Annotated in this window: 20 protein-coding genes and 1 riboswitch; of the genes, 17 read left to right on the forward strand and 3 right to left on the reverse strand. The window is 63.4% G+C overall.

Annotated features, from left to right (window positions below; genetic code table 11):
* Window positions 1–326: 326 nt before the first annotated feature.
* The 6 genes from QTJ18_RS02515 to QTJ18_RS02540 all read left to right on the forward strand — a co-directional run bounded on the left by QTJ18_RS02515 (window position 327) and on the right by QTJ18_RS02540 (window position 7,252).
* Window positions 327–1,211 (forward strand): carbohydrate ABC transporter permease, encoded by an 885-nt coding sequence (locus tag QTJ18_RS02515; protein WP_252752200.1) that lies wholly within the window; start codon window positions 327–329, stop codon window positions 1,209–1,211.
* 4 nt (window positions 1,212–1,215) lie between these two features.
* Window positions 1,216–2,124: a carbohydrate ABC transporter permease gene (locus QTJ18_RS02520; RefSeq protein WP_252752199.1), complete on the forward strand. Its 909-nt coding sequence runs from the start codon at window positions 1,216–1,218 to the stop codon at window positions 2,122–2,124.
* A 3-nt stretch (window positions 2,125–2,127) separates the two neighbouring features.
* A complete protein-coding gene (locus QTJ18_RS02525) occupies window positions 2,128–3,267 on the forward strand; it encodes an ABC transporter ATP-binding protein (RefSeq protein WP_252752198.1) in 1,140 nt (379 codons plus the stop codon).
* Window positions 3,268–3,288: 21 nt separating this feature from the next.
* Window positions 3,289–4,548: an ABC transporter substrate-binding protein gene (locus QTJ18_RS02530; protein ID WP_252752197.1), complete on the forward strand. Its 1,260-nt coding sequence runs from the start codon at window positions 3,289–3,291 to the stop codon at window positions 4,546–4,548.
* Between the two features lie 71 nt (window positions 4,549–4,619).
* Entirely contained in the window at window positions 4,620–6,131 is a 1,512-nt protein-coding gene (gene pglA / locus QTJ18_RS02535; RefSeq protein WP_252752196.1) for a polygalacturonase PglA, read from the forward strand.
* Entirely contained in the window at window positions 6,128–7,252 is a 1,125-nt protein-coding gene (locus tag QTJ18_RS02540) for a glycoside hydrolase family 88/105 protein (RefSeq protein ID WP_252752195.1), read from the forward strand. Before pglA ends, QTJ18_RS02540 begins: the two co-directional genes overlap by 4 nt.
* A gap of 66 nt (window positions 7,253–7,318) precedes the next feature.
* On the opposite strand, the gene QTJ18_RS02545 is transcribed toward QTJ18_RS02540, so the two are convergent.
* Both QTJ18_RS02545 and QTJ18_RS02550 read right to left on the reverse strand, forming a co-directional pair.
* Window positions 7,319–10,786 carry an ATP-binding protein gene (locus tag QTJ18_RS02545; RefSeq protein ID WP_252752194.1) on the reverse strand — a complete coding sequence of 1,156 codons (3,468 nt, stop codon included), beginning with the start codon at window positions 10,784–10,786 and terminating at the stop codon, window positions 7,319–7,321.
* The gene (locus QTJ18_RS02550) at window positions 10,786–12,057 is read right to left on the reverse strand and encodes a metallophosphoesterase family protein (RefSeq protein WP_252752193.1); all 1,272 of its coding nucleotides are present in this window, start codon (window positions 12,055–12,057) and stop codon (window positions 10,786–10,788) included. Before QTJ18_RS02550 ends, QTJ18_RS02545 begins: the two co-directional genes overlap by 1 nt.
* A gap of 104 nt (window positions 12,058–12,161) precedes the next feature.
* A riboswitch (TPP riboswitch) is annotated at window positions 12,162–12,264 on the forward strand.
* A 155-nt stretch (window positions 12,265–12,419) separates the two neighbouring features.
* Here QTJ18_RS02550 and QTJ18_RS02555 point away from each other — a divergent pair.
* The 8 genes from QTJ18_RS02555 to recX all read left to right on the forward strand — a co-directional run bounded on the left by QTJ18_RS02555 (window position 12,420) and on the right by recX (window position 19,845).
* Window positions 12,420–13,202, forward strand: a complete 783-nt coding sequence (locus QTJ18_RS02555) for an ABC transporter permease (RefSeq protein ID WP_252752192.1) — start codon at window positions 12,420–12,422, stop codon at window positions 13,200–13,202.
* Window positions 13,199–14,143, forward strand: a complete 945-nt coding sequence (locus QTJ18_RS02560) for an ABC transporter substrate-binding protein (protein WP_252752191.1) — start codon at window positions 13,199–13,201, stop codon at window positions 14,141–14,143. The genes QTJ18_RS02555 and QTJ18_RS02560 overlap by 4 nt, the downstream gene beginning before the upstream one ends.
* Before the next feature lie 8 nt (window positions 14,144–14,151).
* Window positions 14,152–14,904 (forward strand): hydroxyethylthiazole kinase, encoded by a 753-nt coding sequence (locus QTJ18_RS02565; RefSeq protein ID WP_252752190.1) that lies wholly within the window; start codon window positions 14,152–14,154, stop codon window positions 14,902–14,904.
* Entirely contained in the window at window positions 14,891–15,553 is a 663-nt protein-coding gene (thiE, locus tag QTJ18_RS02570) for a thiamine phosphate synthase (protein ID WP_301557766.1), read from the forward strand. Before QTJ18_RS02565 ends, thiE begins: the two co-directional genes overlap by 14 nt.
* Window positions 15,550–16,350: a bifunctional hydroxymethylpyrimidine kinase/phosphomethylpyrimidine kinase gene (gene thiD, locus QTJ18_RS02575; RefSeq protein ID WP_252752188.1), complete on the forward strand. Its 801-nt coding sequence runs from the start codon at window positions 15,550–15,552 to the stop codon at window positions 16,348–16,350. Before thiE ends, thiD begins: the two co-directional genes overlap by 4 nt.
* Entirely contained in the window at window positions 16,335–18,125 is a 1,791-nt protein-coding gene (locus tag QTJ18_RS02580; protein ID WP_252752187.1) for a TRAP transporter large permease, read from the forward strand. Before thiD ends, QTJ18_RS02580 begins: the two co-directional genes overlap by 16 nt.
* 81 nt (window positions 18,126–18,206) lie before the next feature.
* Window positions 18,207–19,190: a TRAP transporter substrate-binding protein gene (locus QTJ18_RS02585; protein ID WP_252752186.1), complete on the forward strand. Its 984-nt coding sequence runs from the start codon at window positions 18,207–18,209 to the stop codon at window positions 19,188–19,190.
* 85 nt (window positions 19,191–19,275) lie between these two features.
* A complete protein-coding gene (gene recX / locus QTJ18_RS02590) occupies window positions 19,276–19,845 on the forward strand; it encodes a recombination regulator RecX (RefSeq protein ID WP_252752185.1) in 570 nt (189 codons plus the stop codon).
* A 74-nt stretch (window positions 19,846–19,919) separates the two neighbouring features.
* On the opposite strand, the gene QTJ18_RS02595 is transcribed toward recX, so the two are convergent.
* Entirely contained in the window at window positions 19,920–20,621 is a 702-nt protein-coding gene (locus QTJ18_RS02595; protein ID WP_252752425.1) for a FadR/GntR family transcriptional regulator, read from the reverse strand.
* Window positions 20,622–20,778: 157 nt separating this feature from the next.
* On the opposite strand from QTJ18_RS02595, the gene QTJ18_RS02600 reads away from it, so the two are divergent.
* Genes QTJ18_RS02600 through QTJ18_RS02610 form a run of 3 tightly spaced genes read left to right on the forward strand, consistent with a single transcriptional unit; the run spans window position 20,779 to window position 23,041 of the window.
* Entirely contained in the window at window positions 20,779–21,576 is a 798-nt protein-coding gene (locus QTJ18_RS02600; RefSeq protein WP_252752184.1) for a transporter substrate-binding domain-containing protein, read from the forward strand.
* A gap of 53 nt (window positions 21,577–21,629) precedes the next feature.
* Complete coding sequence (locus QTJ18_RS02605; protein ID WP_252752183.1) at window positions 21,630–22,301, forward strand: amino acid ABC transporter permease; 672 nt, start codon at window positions 21,630–21,632, stop codon at window positions 22,299–22,301.
* The gene (locus QTJ18_RS02610; RefSeq protein WP_289852014.1) at window positions 22,301–23,041 is read left to right on the forward strand and encodes an amino acid ABC transporter ATP-binding protein; all 741 of its coding nucleotides are present in this window, start codon (window positions 22,301–22,303) and stop codon (window positions 23,039–23,041) included. Before QTJ18_RS02605 ends, QTJ18_RS02610 begins: the two co-directional genes overlap by 1 nt.
* Window positions 23,042–23,063 lie beyond the last annotated feature (22 nt).

Consider the following 23,063-nt stretch of genomic DNA (forward strand, 5'->3'; position numbering starts at 1 on the left):
CTGCGCAAGATAGTAGCGACAAATGATGAGAACGGCCAGTTCCATCACCTGTTCAATGGGAGGATCAGGGCAGGACGGGTCATGGCAGGCGGAAATCGCCTGATCGACCTATCATGCTCTCATACCAAGATGCAGAATTCAGAAACGAAAAAACGCAGCCTTCGCGCGGCTGCGCCTGTTGCGTCGTGCCTGTGCGCGGCGGGGCTTGCAAACAGCGCAGCGCGCCCAGTCGCTCTCCGGAACGGCTTCAACCTGTCTGACAAGCATGCTTGCCGCCGATCATCGCATGATCGCGTCACGGCGTCAGGTGGCGAAGGAGGGGGGACATGAGCGGAGACAATCGCTTTCTCGGCCTGATCTATCTCTCGCCCTATATCATCGGGCTCATGATCTTCACGGCACTGCCCTTTGCCGCATCCTTCTACCTGAGCTTCACCGATTACAATCTGATGAGCGCGCCGGTCTTTACCGGTCTCGACAATTACTGGAAGCTCTTCACCGGCGATCGCACATTTCGCAAATCGCTATGGGTGACGCTCGTCTACGTGTTCACGACAGTTCCGCTGAAGCTCGCTTTCGCCCTCTTCATCGCGGTCATTTTGAACTACAAGCTGAAGTTCATCAATTTCTTCCGCACCGCCTTCTACGTTCCGTCGATCCTTGGCGGGTCGATCGCCATTGCGGTGATGTGGCGCTATCTCTTCGCGGATGTCGGCATCGTCAACATGGCGCTCCAGGCCATCGGGCTTGAGCCGGTGAACTGGTTCGGCGATCCGGGCAATGCGCTGTTCACCATCACCCTTCTGCGCCTCTGGCAGTTCGGCTCGGCCATGGTGATTTTTCTGGCAGCGCTGCAAAGCATCGACAAATCGCTCTACGAAGCGGCCTCGATCGATGGTGCCGGCAAGCTGTCCACGTTCTGGCACATCACCATGCCGCTGATTACGCCGGTCATCTTCTTCAACCTCATCATGCAGATGGTCCAGGCCTTCCAGGAGTTCAACGGTCCCTACATCATCACGCAGGGCGGTCCCTTGAAATCCACCTATCTGCTGCCGCTCTACATTTACGAGGAGGCCTTCAAGCGGTTCGACATGGGCTATGCCTCCGCCATCGCCTGGGTCCTCTTCGTCATCATCATGGTGCTCACCGTCATCGCCTTCTGGTCCTCGCGCCACTGGGTGTACTACGCCGGCGACAAGAGGAGCTAAGCCCATGGCCGATCAGGTACTTTCCCAAGATCTTGCCGTCGATGAAGAAGCCAGCCGCATCCAGAAGGCCCAGACCCGCAGACATCGCGTCGGCACGGTCATCCGCTATAGCGTGCTGACGCTGGTCGGATTGCTGATGCTCTATCCGCTGATCTGGCTGGTGGGCGCCTCCTTCAAGCCCAATTCGGAGATCTTTTCCGGCGCAGGATTCATTCCGGATGCGCCAACCGTGGCCGGCTATGTGAACGGCTGGCAGACCTCCACGCCCTATACGTTCGGCCGCTTCTTCTGGAACACCTTCCTGATCGTCATCCCGAAGATCATCGGAACGGCGATTTCGTGCACGGCCGTGGCCTACGGGTTTGCGCGCTTTGATTTCCCGGGCAAGAAGATCCTGTTCGCATCGCTGATCGCGACGCTTCTTTTGCCGAATGTGGTCACCCGCATCCCGCAATATCTGCTGTTTCGCGATCTCGGCTGGCTCGACACCTATCTGCCGCTCTGGGTGCCCTCCGCCTTCGCCGGCGATGCCTTCTTCGTCTTCATGCTGGTGCAGTTCCTGCGCGCCATCCCGCGCGACATGGAGGAGGCGGCCCGTGTCGATGGTGCCAATACCTGGCAGGTGCTGCTCTTCATTGTCGTCCCGCTGCTGATACCGGCGCTGATTTCGGTCTGCCTGTTCCAGTTCATGTGGACCATGAACGACTTCCTCGGGCCGCTGATCTACATTTCCTCGGTCGACAAGTTCCCGGTGTCGCTCGCGCTCAAACTCTCCATCGATACCACCGAAGCCTTCGAGTGGAACCGGATCCTGGCCATGTCGGTGCTCACCATCATGCCGGCGCTCATCGTGTTCTTCCTGGCTCAGAAATACTTCATCGAAGGCATCTCCGCCGGTGGCGTGAAAGGATAAGACATGGCTCGTCTGCAGCTTAGAAACCTCGAGAAGGACTATGGTGGCTTCAAGGCCGTCCACGGCATCAACCTTGAGGTCGCCGATGGCGAGTTCATGGTCCTGGTCGGACCGTCCGGCTGCGCCAAGTCCACGACATTGCGCATGATCGCCGGTCTGGAGCGGGTGACCGGCGGCGAGATCCGCATCGGCGACAGTCTGGTCAACGACAAGGCGCCGGGCGAGCGCGGCATTGCCATGGTGTTCCAGAACTACGCCCTGTATCCGCATATGAAGGTGCGCAAGAACCTCTCCTTCGGCCTGCGCCTGAAGCGCCGCCCCGCCGAGGAGATCGAGCAGTCGACGCAGGAAGTCGCAACCATTCTGGAGATCGGCGATTACCTGGAGCGGCTGCCCAAGCAATTGTCCGGTGGCCAGGCGCAGCGGGTTGCAGTCGGGAGGGCGCTCATCAAGAAGCCGCAGGTCTTCCTGTTCGATGAGCCGCTCTCGAACCTCGATGCGAAGCTGCGCGCCTCCATGCGCGTGCGCATCACCGACCTGCACAAACAGCTGAAGGCCGATGGTCTGCAATCCACCGTCGTCTATGTGACGCATGACCAGACGGAAGCCATGACGATGGGCGACAGGATCTGCGTGATGAAGGAGGGCCGCATCATGCAAGTGGCCGATCCCGTGACGCTCTACAACCATCCGGCCAATGCCTTTGTCGCGGGCTTCATCGGCAGTCCGGAAATGAACCTCGTCGACGCGGACCTTTCCGGCTCCCAACTGGCGATCGGGTCCCAGGCGCTGACGCTGGATGCGGCGATGCTGGATCGGCTGGGCAAGGCCGTGAGCGCCGGCATGCATGGCGGCAGGGCCGAGGCGCTGACCTTCGGGATCCGGCCGCAGCATCTGGCGATCGCCGATGAGACAGAGACGAATGCCCTGTCCGGGCGCATCTCGCATGTCGAGTTCATGGGCCACGAAGTCTATCTCTACGTCACCGTCGAGGGCCAGCAGATGATCGTGGTTGTCCCGGCCAGCACGTACGACCGCAGCAAGATCAACGGAGATGCCGTCCGCCTCGCGCCCAGCCAGGCAATGGCGCATCTGTTCAACCGCAAGACCGGGGAAAATGTCTCCCTGGCTCTACCAGCCTAAATTCATCTCGGGAGGAACGACATGAAACTGACAAAACTTCTTCTGGCCACCGCCTTCGCCGCCACCAGCCTCGCGCCATCGGCGGGCGCGGCCGATCTGCGCATGTCCTGGTGGGGAGGAGATAGCCGCCACAAGGCGACCCAGCAGGCTTTGAAGGCTTGTGGCGACAAGCATGGCCACACGATCGCCGCCGAATTCACCGGTTGGGACGGCCATCTGGAAAAAGTGACCACGCAGATTGCCGGCGGCACAGAGGCCGACATCATGCAGATCAACTGGCCCTGGCTGCCACTTTTCTCGATCAAGGGCGATGGCTTTGCCGATCTCGCGCAGTTCAAGGGCACTCTGGATCTCAGCCAATGGACGCCGGAGGAGCTGGAAGCCGGCTCGATGAACGGCAAACTGAACGGCCTGCCCGTCTCCACCACCGGCCGCGTCTTCATGTTCAACAAGACGGCCCTGGACAAAGCAGGTGTCGCCATCCCGAAGACATGGGATGAGCTTTTCGCCGCAGCCAAGGAGCTGAAGCAGAAGGTTGGCCCCGAGGCCTTTCCCATGAACGCCGTAAAGGAGACGGCCGTCCTTCTGATCTCGCTTCATGCCACCCAGACCACCGGTAAGGATCTCGTCGATCCGCAGGCGAAGACCGTGGCCTGGACACAGGAGGAATTGGCTCAGGCAATCGACTTTTATGGCAAGATGGTCAGCGAGGGCGTCGTCGTCTCGCAGAAGGACAATGCGGCAGAGGGCAATCTCAACCTCTTTGAGAGCCCCAAATGGGCGGATGGCCGGATCTCCGGCTCCTACGAATGGGATTCGACCTTCTCAAAATATGCTGATCCGCTGAAGGATCAGGTTCTGGAACCGGTGGCCCTGCTGAAGAATGCCGATGCCAAGACGGAAGGCGTCTACCGCAAGCCCTCCATGGTGTTCTCCATCTCGAAAAACACGAAGCACCCGGACGCTGCGGCACAGATCCTCAATTGCCTGCTGAACGAGCCGGAGGGGATCGACGCGCTCGGCACCTCGCGCGGCCTACCGGCCAGCAAGATTGCCGCTCAGCGATTGACGGAGGCCGGCAAGATCGAGCCGCAGATCGTGGCCGCGCATGACATCATCATGCAAGGCAAAGGGCCGACAGTTTCGCCTTTGAACGAGCACCCGGAAATCCGTGCCGTCTTCCTCGATACGCTGGAGGAATATGCCTATGAGCAGCTGGACTCCCAGGAAGCGGCCGAACAGATCATCGAGGGCGTCAACGACGTCCTGGCCAAATTCTGATGCGCTTCGGCGGCCGCCTTGCCTATGGCGCGGGGCGGCCGCCGCGTCCTGCCACCATGAGGAATGCCGCAATGCCTAGCCTCGCGCTGCTCGCCGCGACGCCCCGAACCGTAAGCGTCAGTCTCGATGCGGACCGTTTCGCCTATATGCTGGATGCGGCACGCACCTGGCGTCTGTCGGATGCGGACGGCAGGCTCATCGCAGAGGGTGAGACGGAAACCGTGGTCTTTACCCTGTGCGGGCTGACGCCGCAAAGCCATTACAGGCTGGATGTCGATGGAGAGCGTCTGGATTTCGCCACCCGCCCGGAAAGCCTGCTCATCGATATCACTGACTGCGGAGCCTCCCCCGACGGGGATGACAATGCACCGGCCATCCAGTCAGCCATCGACCGGCTGCCCCCCATGGGAACGGTCCGGATCCCGGCGGGCACCTTCCACAGCAGTCCGATCTTCCTCAAGAGCGACATGACGCTGCTCCTCGAGGAGGGGGCGGTTCTCTCCGCCGTCGCCGATCGCAGCCGCTATCCGATCCTGCCGGCGCGCCACACCGATGGGCGGGTTCTCGGAACCTGGGAAGGCGTGGCCGAGCCCTGTTTCGCCAGCCTCGTCACGGCTCTCGATTGCCGCAATCTCATCCTGACCGGCGTGGGACGGATCGACGGGGGTGGCGATCGCGGCGACTGGTGGACCTGGCCGAAGGAGACCCGCCAGAATGCCAGGCGACCGCGGACGATCTTTCTGTCCCATGGCGAGGCGATCATCCTCAGCGGGATCACCGTCTGCAACTCGCCCTCCTGGACGATCCATCCCGTCTTCTGCAGGCACCTGATCGCTGCGGGCCTGACCATCGAGAACGATCCGCTATCGCCCAATACGGACGGCTTCAATCCCGAATGCAGCCGGGAGATCGTGCTTTCCGGTCTGCATTTCTCGGTGGGCGACGACTGTATCGCCATCAAGGCCGGCAAACGCGACCCGAAAGGCGGGCTGGATCAGCCCTGCGAGGAGATCATGGTGGAGAACTGCCGGATGGAGCGGGGCCATGGCGGCGTCGTTATCGGCAGTGAAATGAGCGGCGGCGTGCGCAATGTCACTGTCCGGCGCTGCGCCATGCGCGATACCGATCGCGGCCTGCGCATCAAGACCCGGCGCGGCCGTGGTGGAGTTGTCGAGAAGATCCGCCTCGAGGACTGCGTCATGACTGGCGTCGCCGTGCCGCTGGTCGTCAACAGCTTCTATTTCTGCGATTCGGACGGGCGCTCGGATTATGTCCAGTCGCGTCTGCCGCTGCCGGTCACGCAGGCAACGCCGGTCGTGCGTGACATTGCCGTGCGCAACCTTGTTGCGGAGAATGTGGGCGTGGCGGCCGCAGCCTTTTACGGCCTGCCGGAAGCGCCCATTACCGGCATCACGATTGACGGTTACCGTGTCGGCTTCGATCCGGATGCCGTGGCGGATGTCCCCGACATGGCCTGCGGGTTCACACCCCTGCGCCATGGCCGGATCATTGCAGAAAACGCCCGGATCGACAGATCCGCCGCGCTCGAATTTTCCCCTGCGCCACAGAGTATTGCAGTATGACCATGACCAGCCTGACGGCCTATTTCGACGCCTATGCCCGGGACTATTGCTACTATAAGGGGGGCAGCTGGTGCTACGAGGACGGATGTCTGTATCGTGGCCTGATCGCCCTTTACGAGGCGAGCGGCGACGAGCGCTGGTATGCGCATCTGCGCCGGCTTGTGGATGGCCAGGTGAGCGCTGACGGCACGCTTTCCGGCTATCACCTTACCGAATACAATATCGACAATATCCTGCCAGGGCGGGCGCTTGTCTATCTGGCTCGCAAGACCGGCGAGAGCCGCTATCGCAGCGGCGCGGAAATGCTGGCAAAGCAGCTCGGATCGCATCCGCGCATAGCCGCCGGCCCGCATTGGCACAAGCTCCGCTACCCGCACCAGGTCTGGCTGGACGGGCTTTACATGGCACTTCCCTTCAAGGCCGAATATGCCGCAATGGCCTCGCAGCCGGCGCTGTCGAACGAGGCGGTGCGGGAAATGCTGACGGCGCTCAACCTCACATTCGATGCAGACAGCGGCCTCTACCGACATGGCTACGACGAGGAGCGTCTGCAGAGCTGGGCCAATCCGCAATCCGGCCTCTCGCCGGCCCATTGGGGCCGCTCGATCGGCTGGCTGGCCATGGCCATGGTCGATCTTGTCGACCTGCTGCCGCCTGGCCCCGATCGCGATGATCTGTCTGCGCGATCGAGCGCGCTTTTGCAAAGATTGGCGGCGCTCAGAACCTCCGACGGCCGCTGGCTGCAGGTGACGGACCAGCCGGCGCTCGCCGGCAATTACGCGGAAAGCTCCGCAAGCGCCATGTTCGCCTATGCCTTCCTGAAGGCGGCCCGGATTGGCGTGCCGGATGGATCCGCCTCCATCGGTCTTGCCGCACTGGACAGTTTGCAGGCGCTGGCGCTCGCGCCTGATGCGTCCGGCCGGCCTGTCTTGCAGCAGATCTGCTGCGTGGCCGGGCTCGGCGGGTTTGACGGCGTCTATCGCGACGGTACGCCCGGCTATTACCTCTCCGAAAGCCTGCGCGACGACGATATCAAGGGTGTCGGTCCTTTGATGATGGCGACAGCGGAGCGGATTGCCGCCCGCCGCCATGCCGACATTCCGAACGGCGCCGTTGCGTGACATCTGGATACTGCGGAAGGCCGGCAAGTCTGCAAGTTCCGCAAGGTTTGCAAGGTTCGCCCGGGGTCAGAGCGTATGAATGGTCACCTCCGGCACGACAGCCTTTGCAATGTCGCAGAGATGGCGGTGATGGGTCAGGTAGATGACCTGGCCAAGGCCCGCCATCCGGCCGAACAGCCGGAAGACTTCCTCGGAGCGAAACTCGTCGAAGGTCTCCATGATGTCGTCGGCAACGAAGGGAATGGCGGGGCGCACGGCCGAGAATTCCTCGAAACCCGCCATGCGCAGTGCCAGATAAAGCTGGTAGCACGTACCGGTGGACATGGCGTCCGACAGTTTCGACCCCCCATCGCGCGTCACGCCGATCAGGATTTCGCGATCTTTGTCCGGCAAGGCGGCCAGGCCGGTATAGTCGCCCCGCGTGATCTGCCGGAAGGCATCTGAAGCGCGCTCCATCATCGAGCTGCGATGCTTTTCCCGGTAGATCGACAGCGCGCGTTCGGCGGCAAGAATCCCGGCCCGGAGCCTGAGATGGCGGATGGCCAGGTCTTCGATCTCCATCAGGATCGTCACCCGCTTGCTTTCCAGACGTGCCACCGCATCGTCGCCGCCCACCGCCGCCACCCGGTCTCGCGCCCGTGTCAGATCGGCAAAGAGCTGGCGGCCGCGCTGGTCGAGATCATCCAGCCGGGCGGAAAGTTCAGCGGCTTCCCGCACCAGATCGTCTGGATCAAGCGCCTGCAGTTCCTCTATCGCCTGGGTCAGATCCTCCGCCTGCAGAACAGCAAGAAGCTGCGCCGCAATCTCGTCCTTGCGACGCTCGAGCCGGTCCCTTTCGGCGGCCTTTTCCATATGCTGGCTGACCTCGGTCAAGCTGTCGACGCCAAAGAACTCCGTCATCTCGCTGCGCTGGGCGGCATGGCCGCGCATCTGCTCGGAAAGGGCCGAAATCCGCTCACGCAGTTCGGCAAGGTCGGCCTGACGGGCCTGCCGCTGCGCGTGGTTGCGCTCCGTCTCGCTCAGGCGCTCCGACAGGCGATCGGCACCGGCAAGCGGGAATTGCGAGCGATCGAAGCCGGTTTCCATCTCGATATCGTGGACCTCCCCTTCGAACCGCAGCATGTCGCGCTCCATCAGGTCGATGCGCTGGGCCATTTGGTCGCGCTCGCGCAGGAGCGAGGGAAGGTCCGCAAGTGCATCAAGCATGGCGCGAACGGGGGAGGGCTCCTGCTCGTCGGCGAACCAGGTCTTCGCAAGCGCGGCCTCCCAGCGGTCTCGCCAGAGGCGATCTGCCTTTTCCGCCTCGGCCAGATCGCGCGAGCGTTCGGCACCCTCGCGCGCCAAAGCGGCGGCACGGTCCCGCAAGGCCTCCACCCGGCCGCGCTCCTCTGATGTCCGGGCGGCTCGGTCCGCGGCGAAGGCGATCAGCGCGCGAAGATCAAGGCCCTGCGGCCACTGCCAGCCAAGCGCGGCAAGCGCTGCCTCCAGGTCCGAGCGCACATCGGTCAGTTCACCGAACAACAAGGCCCTCTGTCGACGCCCGCGCTCCACATCGAGAGCGAGCGACAGGCATTCGGCCCGCTTGGCAAGCCAGGTCTCCATGGCCGAAAGCAGGCGGTGGATATCCGGCTCGACAGCCTCGGCAACGGCCGGCGGTACCGCCCGGGAGATCGTCGCATAAACGGCCTCCCGCTCCTCGTTTGCCGTGGCGGCAAGGGTGGCTTCCTGCTGAAGGGCGGCCGCCTGCACCTGACGATCCTGGTGCCATTGCCGCATTTGCGCAAGTTCGTCGGCCCTTGCCAGGCGCGCATCCGTCAGCCGGTCGTCGGCCCGCAGGCGCTGTTCGAACACCGCCGCGCTTTCAGGATCCAGCCTGGCGAGATGCGCTTGCCAGGCGGCCTCCCGCTCCTGTCTGGCGGAAGTCGCCGTTCGATCATCGATCGCCTCGCCGCCCTGCAGGGCCTGGAGCCGAACATCCGTTTCGAGAAGCCGCGCCTCCAGCTCCCGCCGGCGTTCGGCGTGGCGGGCAAGCCTGCGCGACAGCTCGTCCGCCTGGGACCGCCATCGCTCGATCTGCCGCGCGTCGGCCACCGCAAGCCGCTGCAATTCTTCCAGGGAACCCGTCCATGGATGGAGCTCGCCAAGCGCCTGCGCCAATTGCTCCTCACGCTGAGCAAGCGAACGCTCCTCCACGGCAAGAAGTGCCTGACGTTCGCCCTTTTGCAAAAGCGCCAGGGGTTGTTCCAGCTGCCGCAGCTCCGCGGGCGAGGGGAGGTCCTTCGCCTCCGGAAGAGCGCCGTCCTGCACAAGCGACAGAGCCTGTTCTGCCTTGTCTCGTTCGCGCTCGGCCGTCTCGAGGCGTGCCACGATGCCGGATCTTTCCTCGATCAGGTCGCGCAGGCGCGCGGTCAGCGCCGTCGGCAGGATCAGGCTGGCGGGATCGGGATGGCCCGGCTGGCCCAGCGCCTTCAGGAGCTGCGCCAATCCGGCCTCCTGCTCGATAAGCTGCGCGCGACGCTTCGGCAGATCGTTATCGGCGGTGCGGAAGCGGGCGCGACCATCTTCCAAATCGCTGATCTTGCTTTTGGCCTTCAGAATTCGATCGTCCACGACGAGGTTTGCGATCTCCTGGTCGAGCCGCTCGGCGGTCTGCACGAGGCCGGCCATCTGGGTCTGCAGGCGCGTCTCGTCGCGCAGAAGGTCAGCCAAAGCCGATGCCCATTCGCGCGGCGGTCGCGGAAGATCGGCAAGCGTGGCAAGCTCAGCTTGCAGGCGATGGACCTCCTGGAGGAGCGGCAGGGCGCGCAGGCGCGCGTCCACCCGCATGTGCCGCGCCTTCGTCGCCGCCCCCTGGGTAAGCGCTGCCTCGTAATCCACTTCCGCCTGCTGCTGGGCCGCGATCAGGCCGGCATAGACCGTGGCAAAGGTATCGATAGCGTCGCGCTCGGTTTTCAAGCTTGCAAGCTGCTGCTTCAGCTCCGCCAGCTCGGTATTGCGCGCCCGCTTGCGGTGGAAGCGCTGCGCTTCTTCCGCAGCGGTCGAGAGGGCTGCGCTGACATCGGCAAGGCCCGCGCTGGCCGAAAAGAGCAGCTCGCCGAGATCCCCCTTGCTCTCGACGATCGCCTCGCCGCCATCGCGCAGGGAATGTTCGTCGAGCGAGAACATGGACCGATAGCTGCCGCGCGTCAGCCCGCCGAGCGCCGACGTCAGCAAGGCCTCGTTCACCGGCTGGCCGGCACCATCCAGCAGCGCATTGCTGCGCTGTTTCAGCCGCACCAGTTCATGCTCCCGGCCTTCCACCTCCAAAACGCCGCCAATTTGCATGGCGCCATAGGCATGCAGGAAATTATAAGGGCTGCGTTCCGGAATGCCGAACAGCAGATCAAGATAGGCCGAGAAGGCAGTGGACTTGCCCGCTTCGTTGAGGCCGTAGACGATATGCAGATCGGGACGTCCGGCGATTGCCAGGCCGAAATCGAGAACCCGTTCGGTGAACTTGCCGTAGCGCGTGAGATCGAGACGTTTCAGCCGCATCAGGATGGCTCGTCAAGGGCAGCGGCCAGGCGGGCGATCAGGTCTTCGCCGCCCTCGCGGATGATCGTCTCGACGAAAGCATCAAGCGCCGCCTCGTCCTGGCCGGCAAAGCGCCGGCTTTCCGGTGGCAGATCGTCCAGCAGGCTCTGCACCATCTCGCGCACCTCCTGCCGGAAGGCCTCGGAGGTCGTGACATCCTCGCGCATCAGGGCGCCGAGTTCCAGCACCGGGTCGGCGGTGCTTGCCGCGGCGCGCGCGGTCTGCGGCCTTCGCAGATCGAGCTCGATCTTTTCGATCCAGGTGCGGCCGGTCCGCTCGGCCCGCTGCTCGCTATCGGCCTGCAGCAGATCGCGGTCGCGGCGCATGGCAAATGCCAGCGGCGACGTGCCGGTGAGGCGCAGGCGCGCCACCAGATGCTCCGAGCGGGTCCGCTCCCGTTCGGCCTCCAGCGCTGCGCCGATCTGATCCACCAGCTGGCGCCAGTCTTGCGCGGGCGATACATCGAGCGACACCCGCGCGAATTGCGCAAGGCTCGTCAGCCTTTCCTCCACGCGGATCGACCCATCATCATGGACGGTGACGAGCGAGACGGATTTCTCTCCAGCCTCGTTAATATCCCGTCCCTGCGGCATGCCGGGCATGATGACGGTTCGTTCGCCGGCATGATGGGTCCTTTGGTGGATATGGCCGAGCGCCCAGTAATCGAAGCCGGCGCGATGCAGATCGGGCAGCGAGCAGGGCGCATAGGCGTCATGGCCGGGGGCGCCGGCGAGGCTGGTATGCATGATGCCGATATTGACCGCGCCCGGTACCGGCGCCTTGAACTTCGGCAAAAGGCTTTCCGGCGCCTGCGGCTTGGCGAAGCTCAGCCCGTGCACGGCGATGTTGAGGCCGCCACGGGCCATCTCCACCGCCTCGGCGCGGCCGGTGAAGATCTTGACCGACGGCGGCAGGACGAGTTCCTGGGTGATCTTCGACATCGCATCGTGATTGCCGCGGATCTTGTAGACCTCTATGCCCGCCTCGTGCAGCCGCTGCATCTGGGTGGCGAGGAACCGGGCAGTCTTCATTGAAGTCTGCTCGCCGTCGTAGAGGTCGCCGGCAATGATCAGGGCGTCCACCTGTTCGCTCAGACACAGATCGACGATCCGGATCAGTGCTTGGCGGGTGGAATCGCCGATCAGGGCGGCCAGCTCTTCATGACGCATGGATAGCGAGCGGAGCGGCGAATCAAGATGAAGATCGGCAGTGTGAACAAACCTGAAAGCCATTCGCTCTAGTTATCCCGGCAAGGCTTTTCCCGCAATCGCGACACTGCATGCAACAAGGCTTAACCACAGAGATTGACAAGCCGCTTGGTTTGCAGGATGGTCACCGCCATTCCGAGGGGGGCATCGTACGATGCTGAGATGGCGGTGAGCCGGACCCTTGAACCTGATCCGGGTCATACCGGCGTAGGAACGGAAAAGCGTCACCTGATCCTGTCGATCACCGCGCCCTTTCTCTTCTTCGCTTCACCTGGATCTCCGCACTGCAAGGTTTGGAGATCGCCTCATGTCTGATTATCTGCGTCCGGGCCCGGCCCGATCCTTCCAAACTCGTCCCTTTCGCGCCGCCGCGCCAGTCTGAGCCGATGCGAGCCACTCAAGCGGTCTGCGCGCTTGCGGCGCTTATTCTGGTCTGGCAGGGGGTTGTTCACTTCCTGGCGCCGCCACGCTATCTTTTGCCGTCCCCGCAGGCGGTCGCCGGCGTGTTCCTGCAGCAGCCCGAATTCCTGCTTCGCCACGGCCTGATCACCGCAACCGAAATCCTCTTCGGCCTGGCAGCCGGCAGCCTGATGGGATTTACCACGGCCCTTCTTCTTGCCGCGCTTCCGCGGGTCGGTCAGTTCGTCTGGCCGGTCGTCCTGGTGCTGCAGGCGCTGCCAGTCTTCGTCCTGGCGCCCGTCCTGGTCCTGTGGTTCGGCTTCGGTCTTTCCTCCAAGGTCGTGATGACGGTGATCATCATCTTCTTTCCCGTCGCATCCGCCTTTGCCGATGGGCTGAACCGCACCGATCCCGACATACTCGATGCCGCCTCGCTGACACCGGCCAGCCATTGGCAGATCCTGGCGCATATCCGATTGCCGCTGGCGCTGCCCTCACTGATTTCCGGCCTGCGTGTGGCGGCCCCGCTGGCGCCGCTGGGCGCCGTCGTGGGGGAGTGGGTTGGCGCGGCGGGCGGTCTCGGCTTCATCATGATCCAGGCTAATGCCCGCATGCAGGCCGACCAATTATTCGCCGCCATGCTGATCCTGGCGCTGTTTTCCGTTCTCCTTCGGCTCCTTGTCGACCGCCTGACCGCCGGCCTTGCCCCCTGGGCCCGAGAGCAGGCGCCCCGTGTTATCTCCCATCCTGAAAGGTTTTCCACATCATGAGACGGTTCTTCATTGCTGCGGCGCTCTGCGCCGTCACCAGCCTTGCGCCTCTTTCGGCAAGTGCCGAGGACAAGCTCTCCGTTCTCTTGGAATGGTTCGTCAATCCCGATCATGCGCCCATGGTGGTGGCGCAGGAACTCGGTTATTTCGCCGAGCAGGACCTGGATGTGAGCCTGGTCGCGCCTGCCGATCCCTCCGCCGTGCCGCGTCTGGTGGCGACATCCCAGGCCGATATCGGCATTCATTACCAGCCCAATCTCTATTTCGATCACGCCGCCGGCGTGCCACTGGTCCGCTTCGGCACACTTGTCGAAACGCCGCTCAACACCGTGACCGTTCTTGCCGATGGCCCGATCAAGAGCCTGAAGGACCTTGACGGCAAACGCGTCGGCTATTCTGTCGCCGGGTTCGAAAATGTGATGCTGCAACGGATGCTGGCATCGCAGGGCGTCGAGTTGAAGAATGTCGAGCTGGTGAATGTGAATTTCTCGCTGTCTCCCTCGCTGATCGGCGGCAAGGTGGATGCGACCGTCGGTGGTTTTCGCAATTTCGAACTGACTCAAATGCGCCTCGAAGGGCATCCGGGCATTGCCTTTTTTCCCGAAGAACACGGCGTTCCCGCTTATGACGAGTTGATCTACGTCACCCGGCCGGAGCTTGTTTCGGACGATCGGCTGCCGCGTTTCCTGCAAGCCGTCGAAAAGGCGACGATTTATCTCACAAACCACCCGGAGGAGGGCTGGAACCTGTTCGTAAAGGCGCATCCCGATCTCGACAACGCGCTGAACAGGACCGCCTATTTCGATACGCTGCCGCGATTTGCCAAGCGTCCCGCCGCGCTGGACCGTGGTCGCTACGAGCGCTTCGGCCGCTTCATGGCGGAGGCCAAGCTCATTCCCGCGGCGCCGAAGCCCGATGATCTTGCAGTGGAACTGAAATGAGCAATGGCATGACATATCCGGGTGCCGGTAAAGTTTCGCACATCGGCAAAGCCGCCTCGCTTCTCGCCGAAGTGCGGCGCCGACGGCCGCGCGTCCATGCGCTGATGAACACCGTCGTGCAGAAATTCGCCGCCGACGGCCTGACCGCCGTCGGGGCGGTTCCCTCCATGACCTCGTCGGAAGAGGAGATTGCCGACTTCGTGGCCAAAGTCGATGCCCTCGTGGTCAATCTGGGCACGCTCGATCAGGCGCGGCGACGGGTGATTGGCATGGCGGTGGAGGTGGCCAATGCGGCCGGCAAGCCATGGATCCTGGATCCGGTGCATTGCGATTATTCGCCGGGTCGTCTCGCCTTCGCGCGGGAATTGATCATGCTCGGACCCACCGTCGTGCGCGGCAACAAAGCGGAAATGGCGGTAATTGGCGATACGCGGGCGAGCCTACGCATTGAAACCGGGCCTGTCGATCATCTGCAGGACGGCGCCCATCGGCTTGCCGTCCGAAACGGCCATCCGCTGATGGCCAAGGTCACCGGAACCGGCTGCCTTTGTGGCGGCGTGATTGCCGCATTTCTGGCGGTGGACCGCAATGCCCTGCATGCAGCCGCCGCTGCTCTGGCGGTCACCGGTGTCTCGGCGGAACTGGCGGCCGGCCGCGCGCTGGGGCCGGGAACCTTCGAGCCGGCCTTTCTGGATGCTCTGGCAACGCTGTCTCCGGACGACCTGTCGCACCGCGCGAGGATAGATGATGAGAATGATTGATTATCGGCTGAACGCCATTCTGGATGCATCCCTGCTCGACATTGCTCCGCTCGAGGTGCTCGCCGGCCTGGCGGCCCGCAATGGTGCGACGCTCATCCAGTATCGCGACAAGAGCGCCTCTACGCAGGTCATGATTGCCCGAGCGCTCGCCATCCGTGAAGCCTTGGCCGCATCACGGGTTCCGTTCGTCGTCAATGATCGTGTGGATGTGGCGCTGGCCAGCGGCGCCGACGGCGTGCATCTGGGGGCGGACGACATGGATGCCGAGACGGCGCGGCGCCTGATGGGACCGGACGCCATTATCGGCCTTACCGTCAAAACCGAGGCGGATGCCCGGCGTGCCGGCGCTGCCCCTTGCAATTACGCCTGCATCGGCGGCGTTTTCGAGACATTGTCCAAGGTCAATCCCGATCCACCTGTGGGTCTGGAGGGGCTGCGGCATCTGCGTGAAATGATCCGCGCGCTCCAACCCGCCCTGCCGGTCGGCGCCATTGCCGGCATCACGCTCACCCGCATTCCGGATGTCATGACCGCCGGCGCGGACGGCGTTGCCGCCATTTCGGCGATCTATCGCGCCGCCGATCCGGCCGAAGCGATTCGCGGCTTCCGCTCCACCATCGACCGCTGCCTGAAGGACAGACACGCATGACAGCCATCGCATTGACGATTGCCGGCTCCGACAGCGGCGGCGGCGCCGGGATCCAGGCGGACTTGAAGACGTTTTCGGCGCTCGGCGTCTATGGCGCAAGCGTTCTGACGGCAATCACGGCGCAAAACACCCGTGGCGTGACAGGGGTCGAAGATGTTTCGGCCTCGATGATCGGCCTGCAAATGCGTGCGGTCTTCGACGACCTGTCCGTCAATGCGGTGAAGATCGGCATGGTCTCGCGCAGCCAGACGATCGGTGTCATCGCGGATGGCCTGTCGGCGTTCCGAGGGCCGGTCGTCGTCGATCCGGTCATGGTGGCGACTTCGGGCGACCGGCTATTGCAGGAAGAGGCGATCGAGACGCTGATCGCACGGCTTCTGCCGCGCGCCGCCGTCGTCACACCCAATCTGCCGGAAGCCGCCCTGCTCACCGGCCAGCCGGTCGCCACGGAGCCTGAGGCCATGGTGGCCCAGGCTCGCCGTATCCTGGACTTCGGCGCCGGCGCCGTCTTGATCAAAGGAGGGCATGGCGCCGATCCCGAAAGCATCGATTACCTGGTGACCGCCGACGCCGTGACGCCATTTGCCGCTCCAAGGATCGAAACCAGCCATGATCACGGCACGGGCTGCACCCTTGCTGCGGCACTCACCGCGCAACTGGCGCAAGGGCTTCCGCTGGTGGAGGCCTGCCAGACCGCCAAGACCTATCTTCATGCCGCGCTGTCTGCCGGGCGCGGTCTGACCGTTGGCAAAGGCCGCGGCCCGGTTCACCATTTTCACCAATGGTGGACGGCGTGACGAAAGCCCTGCTCGCAGCGCTCGAAACCGTACTGGAAACCTGTGCTGCCGGGCTGCTCCTGGCCCTGCTGGTTCTGGTCCTGTCGAATGTCACGCTGCGCTACGGCTTTCAGACCGGCTTCATCGGCGCCGAGGAACTCGGGATCTGGCTGCACCTCGCCCTGATCTCGCTTGCCGCGCCGCTGGCGCTTCGCGGCCCCCTGGCCATGCGCTTCGAACTGGCGGTGCGTGCCCTTCCACCGCGCCTGACGGCGGTCACGGACGTGCTCGCCGATATGGTCAGCGTGCTGACGGGGCTGACCCTCCTCTTCGGCTCGCTTGCCGTCATCGGCCGATCGACCAATATGTCAGCGGCACTCGGCTTGCCGGAATGGCTGCGCTTTGCGGCCATTGCCGCCGGCGGCGGCTTGCTTCTTCTCGTTCTGATCCTGCAACGGCTGACGGAAGGGCGTGGCCGCGGCCTCCTCGCATCCCTGGTTCTCGGCTGCCTTGCCTATGGGGCCATCACGCGGATCGACCTGGCCGGAGCCTTGCCACCCAGCGCCGCGCTGGCTGTCTTCGCCGGTCTTGGCCTTCTGGTCGGTGCGCCGCTTGCGCATGCCTTTCTGGCAGCGGCATCGCTTGCCGGCATGTTCGGCAGCAGCCTGCCGGAACCTGCGCTGGTGTCTACCGCGGTCAACGGCATGTCGCGCTTCCTGCTGCTGGCCATCCCCTTCTTCCTGCTGGTGGGAGGGCTGCTGACGCTTTCCGGCGCCGCCGAACGGCTGGTTGGATTTGCCGCGTCCCTGGTCGGACATCGCCGGGCCGGCCTGGCGCAGACCGTACTTCTGACGAGCGTGATCTTCTCCGGCGCATCCGGCTCTTCCGTCGCCAATGCGGCTTTCGGCGCCACGACCTTTCAGCCGCAACTGGTCAAGAACGGCTATCCGCCTGCCCAGGCCGGCGCCATCATCGCGGCCACCTCGGTGCTCGATAACGTCATCCCCCCATCCATCGCTTTCCTGCTCCTGGCTGCGGCCACCAATCTCTCGGTCGGAAGCCTGCTGACGGGCGGCTTCCTTGCCGGCGGGCTGATGGCCACCTGCCTTTGTGTCGCCATCCATCTCAGCGCCGGCGCCAGTGCCCAAGGCCAGCCCGCCTCGACTGGCGCCCGGCTGGCAGCGCTCGGCTCGGCCCTGCCGGCTTTCGGTCTTGGGGTCATCGTGGTGGTCGGCATCCGCTTCGGCGCGGTAACGCCGACGGAAGCGGCAGCGCTCGCGGCATTCTATACGCTGGTTCTGGCCGGCCTGGCGCGTCCGGGCCTGCGCGCATTGGTCATGGCCTTCCGCCGCTCCGCGCTCGAAGCCGGCGCCATCGGTCTGCTCATCGGTTCGGCCGGTCCCTTCGCCTTCCTGCTGGCGGTGGATGATGTCGGCCAACTGCTGTCCTCGGCCATCCATTCGTTCGGCGGCAGTGCCTGGACGGTGCTCCTCGGCCTCAATCTCGTTCTGCTGGTGGCCGGACTGGTTCTCGATATCGGAGCCGCAATCCTTCTTCTCGGGCCGATCCTGCTGCCGGTCGCGGTTGCTGCGGGGATCGACCCCATCCATTTCGGCGTCATCCTCGTCGTCAACCTGATGATCCACGGCTTGACGCCGCCGCTCGGAATGCTCGTCTACGTCGTCTCCGGCGTCACCCATGTTCCCGCCGCCGCGCTGTTTCGCGCCGTCTTGCCTTACCTCGCGGCGCTCCTCGTCGCCCTTCTCATCCTGTGCATCGCCACCTTGGTCCTTTAGGCCTTGCTCCGAAACCTTAACCCAGTGGCCCGGCACACCAGCCTGCAAACCTTGAATGTCAACAGATCCTAGGAGTCCTCCATGTTGAAACGTCGCCTGTTCCTCGCGGCCTCTGCCACGGCCCTGGCCATGCCGGCGCTGGTGCGCCCGGCGCATGCCCGGTCGACGACCATCACCGTCGCCTCCCTCCTGTCGGAGGATAAGCCGGAAACCCGGATCTGGCGCCATATCGCCGCGGCCGTCGAGGAGAAGCTTCCCGGCCGCTTCCGCTTCAACGTCGTCACCAATGGCGCGCTCGGCGGTGAGAAGGAGGTGGCGGAGGCCACGCGTCTCGGCTCCGTTCAGGCCAGTCTCTCGACGGTTTCGGCACTGTCCGGCTGGGTTGCGGAACTCCAGCTGCTGGATCTGCCATTTCTGTTCAAGGATGCGGATCATCTGCGTCGCGTCGTCTCCGGTCCGCTGGGCGAGGATTACAAGCAGAAGCTGGCGCAACAGGATTTCGTCGCCTGCGGCTTTATCGATTACGGCGCTCGCCATCTTCTGGCCAAGGAGCCCATCGTTCGGCCGCAACAGCTTGCCGGCAAGCGGATCCGGGTCATTCAGAGCCCGCTCCACACCAAGCTCTGGAGCGCCTATGGGGCGCAGCCGGTCGGTATTCCGATCACCGAGACCTACAATGCCCTTTCGACGGGTGTGGCGGATGCCATGGACTTGACGAAATCCGCCTATGCCGGGTTCAAGCTTTATGAGGTTGTGCCCTATCTGACGGAGACCGGCCATATCCGGGCATCCGGCCTCGTCTATTTTGCGGCCTCCTTTTTTGCGACGCTGGAGGCGGAGGAACAGGCCGTTCTGACTGCCGCGGCGGCTGAAGGCGCTCAGTATTTCAACGAATTGATCGTTGCCGATGAGGCCCGCTCGATGGAAACGGCAAGGGAAAACGGGGGTCAGGTTCTGCAGGCGGAAGAGATCGACCGCTGGAGAGCCGGCGCGCAGCAGGTCTGGCAGGATTTCGCACCGGTTGTCGGCGGCATGGTGCGTATCGAGGCCGTGGCCAAAGCCTGAGCGGAGGGCAAGACTGCGGCGGAGTGGGAGCGTTCCGGCAAATTCGGCTTAGCCTGGCGGCAGAAAGGCGTTATAGCGGTGTTTGATGACGACCGACGACGACGATGCAGCCGAAACTTCAACGCCTACGCCGCGCATGCTTGCCTGGGCGAAGAATTCGGCAGCCTACCGGCTGTCACGCCGCATGATGACGCAGAAGCAACTGGCGGATGCGATCAGCCGCAAGGCGCGAGAAAAATTCGAGGCCATCACGGATGAACAGGTGCGGGCACTGGCAGACCATGCCGTTGCCTTCGGCCTCGACGTAAAAGCGCTGGACGATGCCGCCTATGCCGATATCCGCACAAGGTCTTCGGCGCGGGCCGGCAAATCCCGCAAGGCGATTGCCCGAACCCTGGTGCAGAAGGGGGTCGACCGGAAGATCGTCACGGAGGCAGTGCAGGCAACCGACGATCTGACGGCGGCCGTGATTTACGCGCGGCGGCGGGCGTTCGGTCCGTTCCGCCGGCTTGCGCTGGATGACCGGCAGAAAGCAAAGGAGCTTTCGGCCTTCGCCCGGCAGGGTTTCTCTTATGAGATCGGGGCCCGGATCGTCGGCATGGACCTTGAGGAGGCGGAAGCCTGTCTCTCGCAGCCGCCGGACCTGTTCTCCTGATTGAGGCGGGCCAGTGCCAGGGCGAAGGTCAGGGTCAGGTCCGATAGCCCGGAGCGGCGGCGGCCAATCGCGACTTACTCCGGGTTCAGGCCGGCGCAACGGGCGGTGTTGCGGATGTGAAGCTCCATCTCCGCCTTGGCGCGGGAGCCGTCGTTCTGGCGCAGCGCCTCGATGATCCGCCGATGTTCGGCGATCGACTCGCGCATGCGCTCCGGATCGGTGATGGGGATCGGCTGCCGCTGGGTCTCCGTCAGCAGTTCCCGAACCGTCTGGTAGAGGGCTTGCAGCATCTGATTGGAGCAGGCCGAGACGATCGTCGCGTGAAACTGGAGATCCGCCTCGACATTGGAGAGAAAATCCTGGGTCGCCCAGCATTCCTCCATGGTGCGGGTGGCGCGCTCCATCTCGGCAAGCTGCTGTTGCGTGAGACGGCCGGAGGCGAGGCGCGCAATGTCGCCTTCCAGAAGGATGCGGGTCTGGAACACGTCGAAGGCGGAATAGCTGTGCGAATATCGCCAGGGCGCCATGTGCGCCGCTGCGCCGGCCGGCCGCTCGGCAGGTGCCGTCACGAAGGTGCCTCGGCCGGCTTCGGTCTTGACAAGGCCCAGCGTCTCCAGCGTCAGCAGGGCTTCACGCAATGAGGCGCGGCTGACACCGAAGCGCTCGGACAGATCCCGCTGCGACTGGATCTTTTCGCCGGGCTTGAGAACGCCGGTCTGGATCATCGTCTGGATCTCGCGCGCCACGGTCTGCGGCAAGAGCGTCTTGTTGAACATGGCAATCGTCATCCCGCACACCCATTGTCAGACGCCCGAATCTATTTTCCGCCGCGCATCTTGCAAAGCACAAACTCTCATGCTTTTTTGGTCCAACTGGTCAGACCAGTTAGACCACCTATGAAATAAGGTGTAACAAATTACAAGGGGAACTTCCATGACACCGAAAACGACGCTGCGAGCAGCTCTGCTCTCGGGCCTTTTCTCTTTTCTCGGCCTTGCCTCGGCGCAATCCGCCGACCTGACCGTCGGCGCCAATATCGGCAATGTGCCGTGGGAATTTCAAGACGCAAGCGGCAAGGTGACCGGCTTCGAGGTGGATCTTGTCAACGAGATCGCGAAGCGGCTCGGCAAGTCGGTCGAATTCGTCAATACGCCGTTCAACGGCCTCTTCCCGGCCGTCCAGTCCGGCCGCATCAACATGGCCATTTCGTCGATCACTATCACGGAGAAGCGGCTGGAATCTGTATCCTTTGCCCAGCCCTATTACGACAGCGACCAGTCACTGACGGCAACGGAGAAATCCGGTATCACCGGTTTGACGGGCATGGACGGCAAGGTGGTCGGGGTCGATACCGGATCGACCGGCGACATGTGGGCCGAGAAGCACAAGCAGGAATATAAATTCGGCGATATCCGTCGCTTCGAGGGCTTGTCGCCTGCCATGCTGGATCTCGTTGCGGGTCGCATCGACGGCTATATCAGCGATATTCCGGCGCTTCTCTATTACGTGAAGGACAAGCCGGAGCTGAAAGTGGTGGAGCGCATTCCGACCGGCGAAAAATATTCCATCATGTTCAACAAGGGCGATCCTCTGGCGACGCAGGTGAACGAGGTGATCACCGCGCTGAAAGGTGAGGGCTATATCGCCAAGCTGCACGAAACCTGGTTCGGCGCAAAGGCGGAGGACACGACCTCCACCGTGAAGGTCCTGGACATGCCCAAGGGTCGTTGAGGCCTTGATCTGCCGGCGGGTTCGTCCCGCCGGCCCGAAGGAGCCGCATCGGCATGAATCTCATCAATACGTTCTTCAATCTCAGGGTCTTCCTCGAGAGCCTGCCGCAATTGCTCTGGGGTCTCGTCGTCACCCTGGAAATCGGCCTCGTCAGCATTGTCGCGGGCCTCGTCGCCGGATTGCTGCTGGCGGTCGCACGCCTTTATAGCCCGGCCTGGATCACCGTCCTCATCCGCATCTATGTCGATGTCTTCCGGTCCATTCCTCTGCTCGTCCTGCTGATCGTGGTCTATTACGCATTGCCCTTCGTCGGCATCCGCCTGTCGCCGTTTTTCTCGGCGGTCACGGCTCTGTCGCTCGTTTCGGCCGCCTATACGGCGGAAATCTTCAGGGCCGGCATAGAGGCCATCCCGCATGGCCAGTTCGAGGCCTCGGCGGCACTCGGCCTGTCCAATCGCCATACCATGGTGGATGTCATCCTGCCGCAGGCCATCCGCATCGTCATTCCGCCGCTGACGAACAACTGCATCAATGTCTTGAAGGATACGGCTCTGGCCTCGGTCGTCGCCATGCCGGATCTTCTCAAACAGGCGACGCAGGCCCAGGCGCTGGCCGCCAATCCGACGCCTCTGATCGGCGCTGCGGTCATCTATATCCTTCTTCTGTGGCCAATGGTGGCGGTGGTCTCGCGACTGGAGAAACATTTCAGCCGGGGGAAACGCTGATGCCTGAACCGATCATCTCCATCCGCAGCCTCACCAAGGCCTATGGCACGTTCACCGTGCTGCACGGCATCGATCTCGATATCGACGAGGGAGAGGTGGTCTGCGTCATCGGCCCCTCGGGCTCCGGCAAGTCCACCCTCATTCGCTGCATCAACCATCTGGAAGGCTTTGCCGACGATAGCAGCATCACGGTGGACGGCATCCGGGTCCAGCCCGGGGCGGCGCTTGCCAAGGTGCGCGCCGAAGTCGGCATGGTTTTCCAGTCCTTCAATCTCTTTCCGCACATGACCGTGCTCAGGAACGTCATGCTGGCGCCGATGCGGGTTCGCGGCACGCCTCCGGCACAGGCCGAGGCGAAGGCCCGTGACCTGCTGGCGCGCGTCGGGATATCCGAGCAGGCGGATAAATATCCGGGCCAGCTCTCGGGCGGTCAGCAGCAGCGTGTGGCAATTGCCCGGGCGCTCGCCATGGAGCCCAGGGTATTGCTGTTCGATGAGCCGACTTCGGCGCTCGATCCGGAAATGGTGGGCGAGGTGCTCGATGTCATGCGCAGGCTGGCCGGCACCGGCGTGACCATGATTGTCGTAACGCATGAGATGGGCTTTGCCCGCCAGGTCGCCGACCGCGTCATCTTCATGGATGGCGGCAGGCTGGTGGAAATGGGACCACCGACCGAGATCTTCGATACGCCTCGCGAAGAACGGACCCGCAGCTTCCTGCGCGCCGTGCTCAATCATTAGAACAAGATCAATACGGAGGATA

It is taken from the genome of Rhizobium sp. SSA_523 (genome assembly GCF_030435705.1).
Taxonomy (GTDB): Bacteria; Pseudomonadota; Alphaproteobacteria; order Rhizobiales; family Rhizobiaceae; genus Neorhizobium.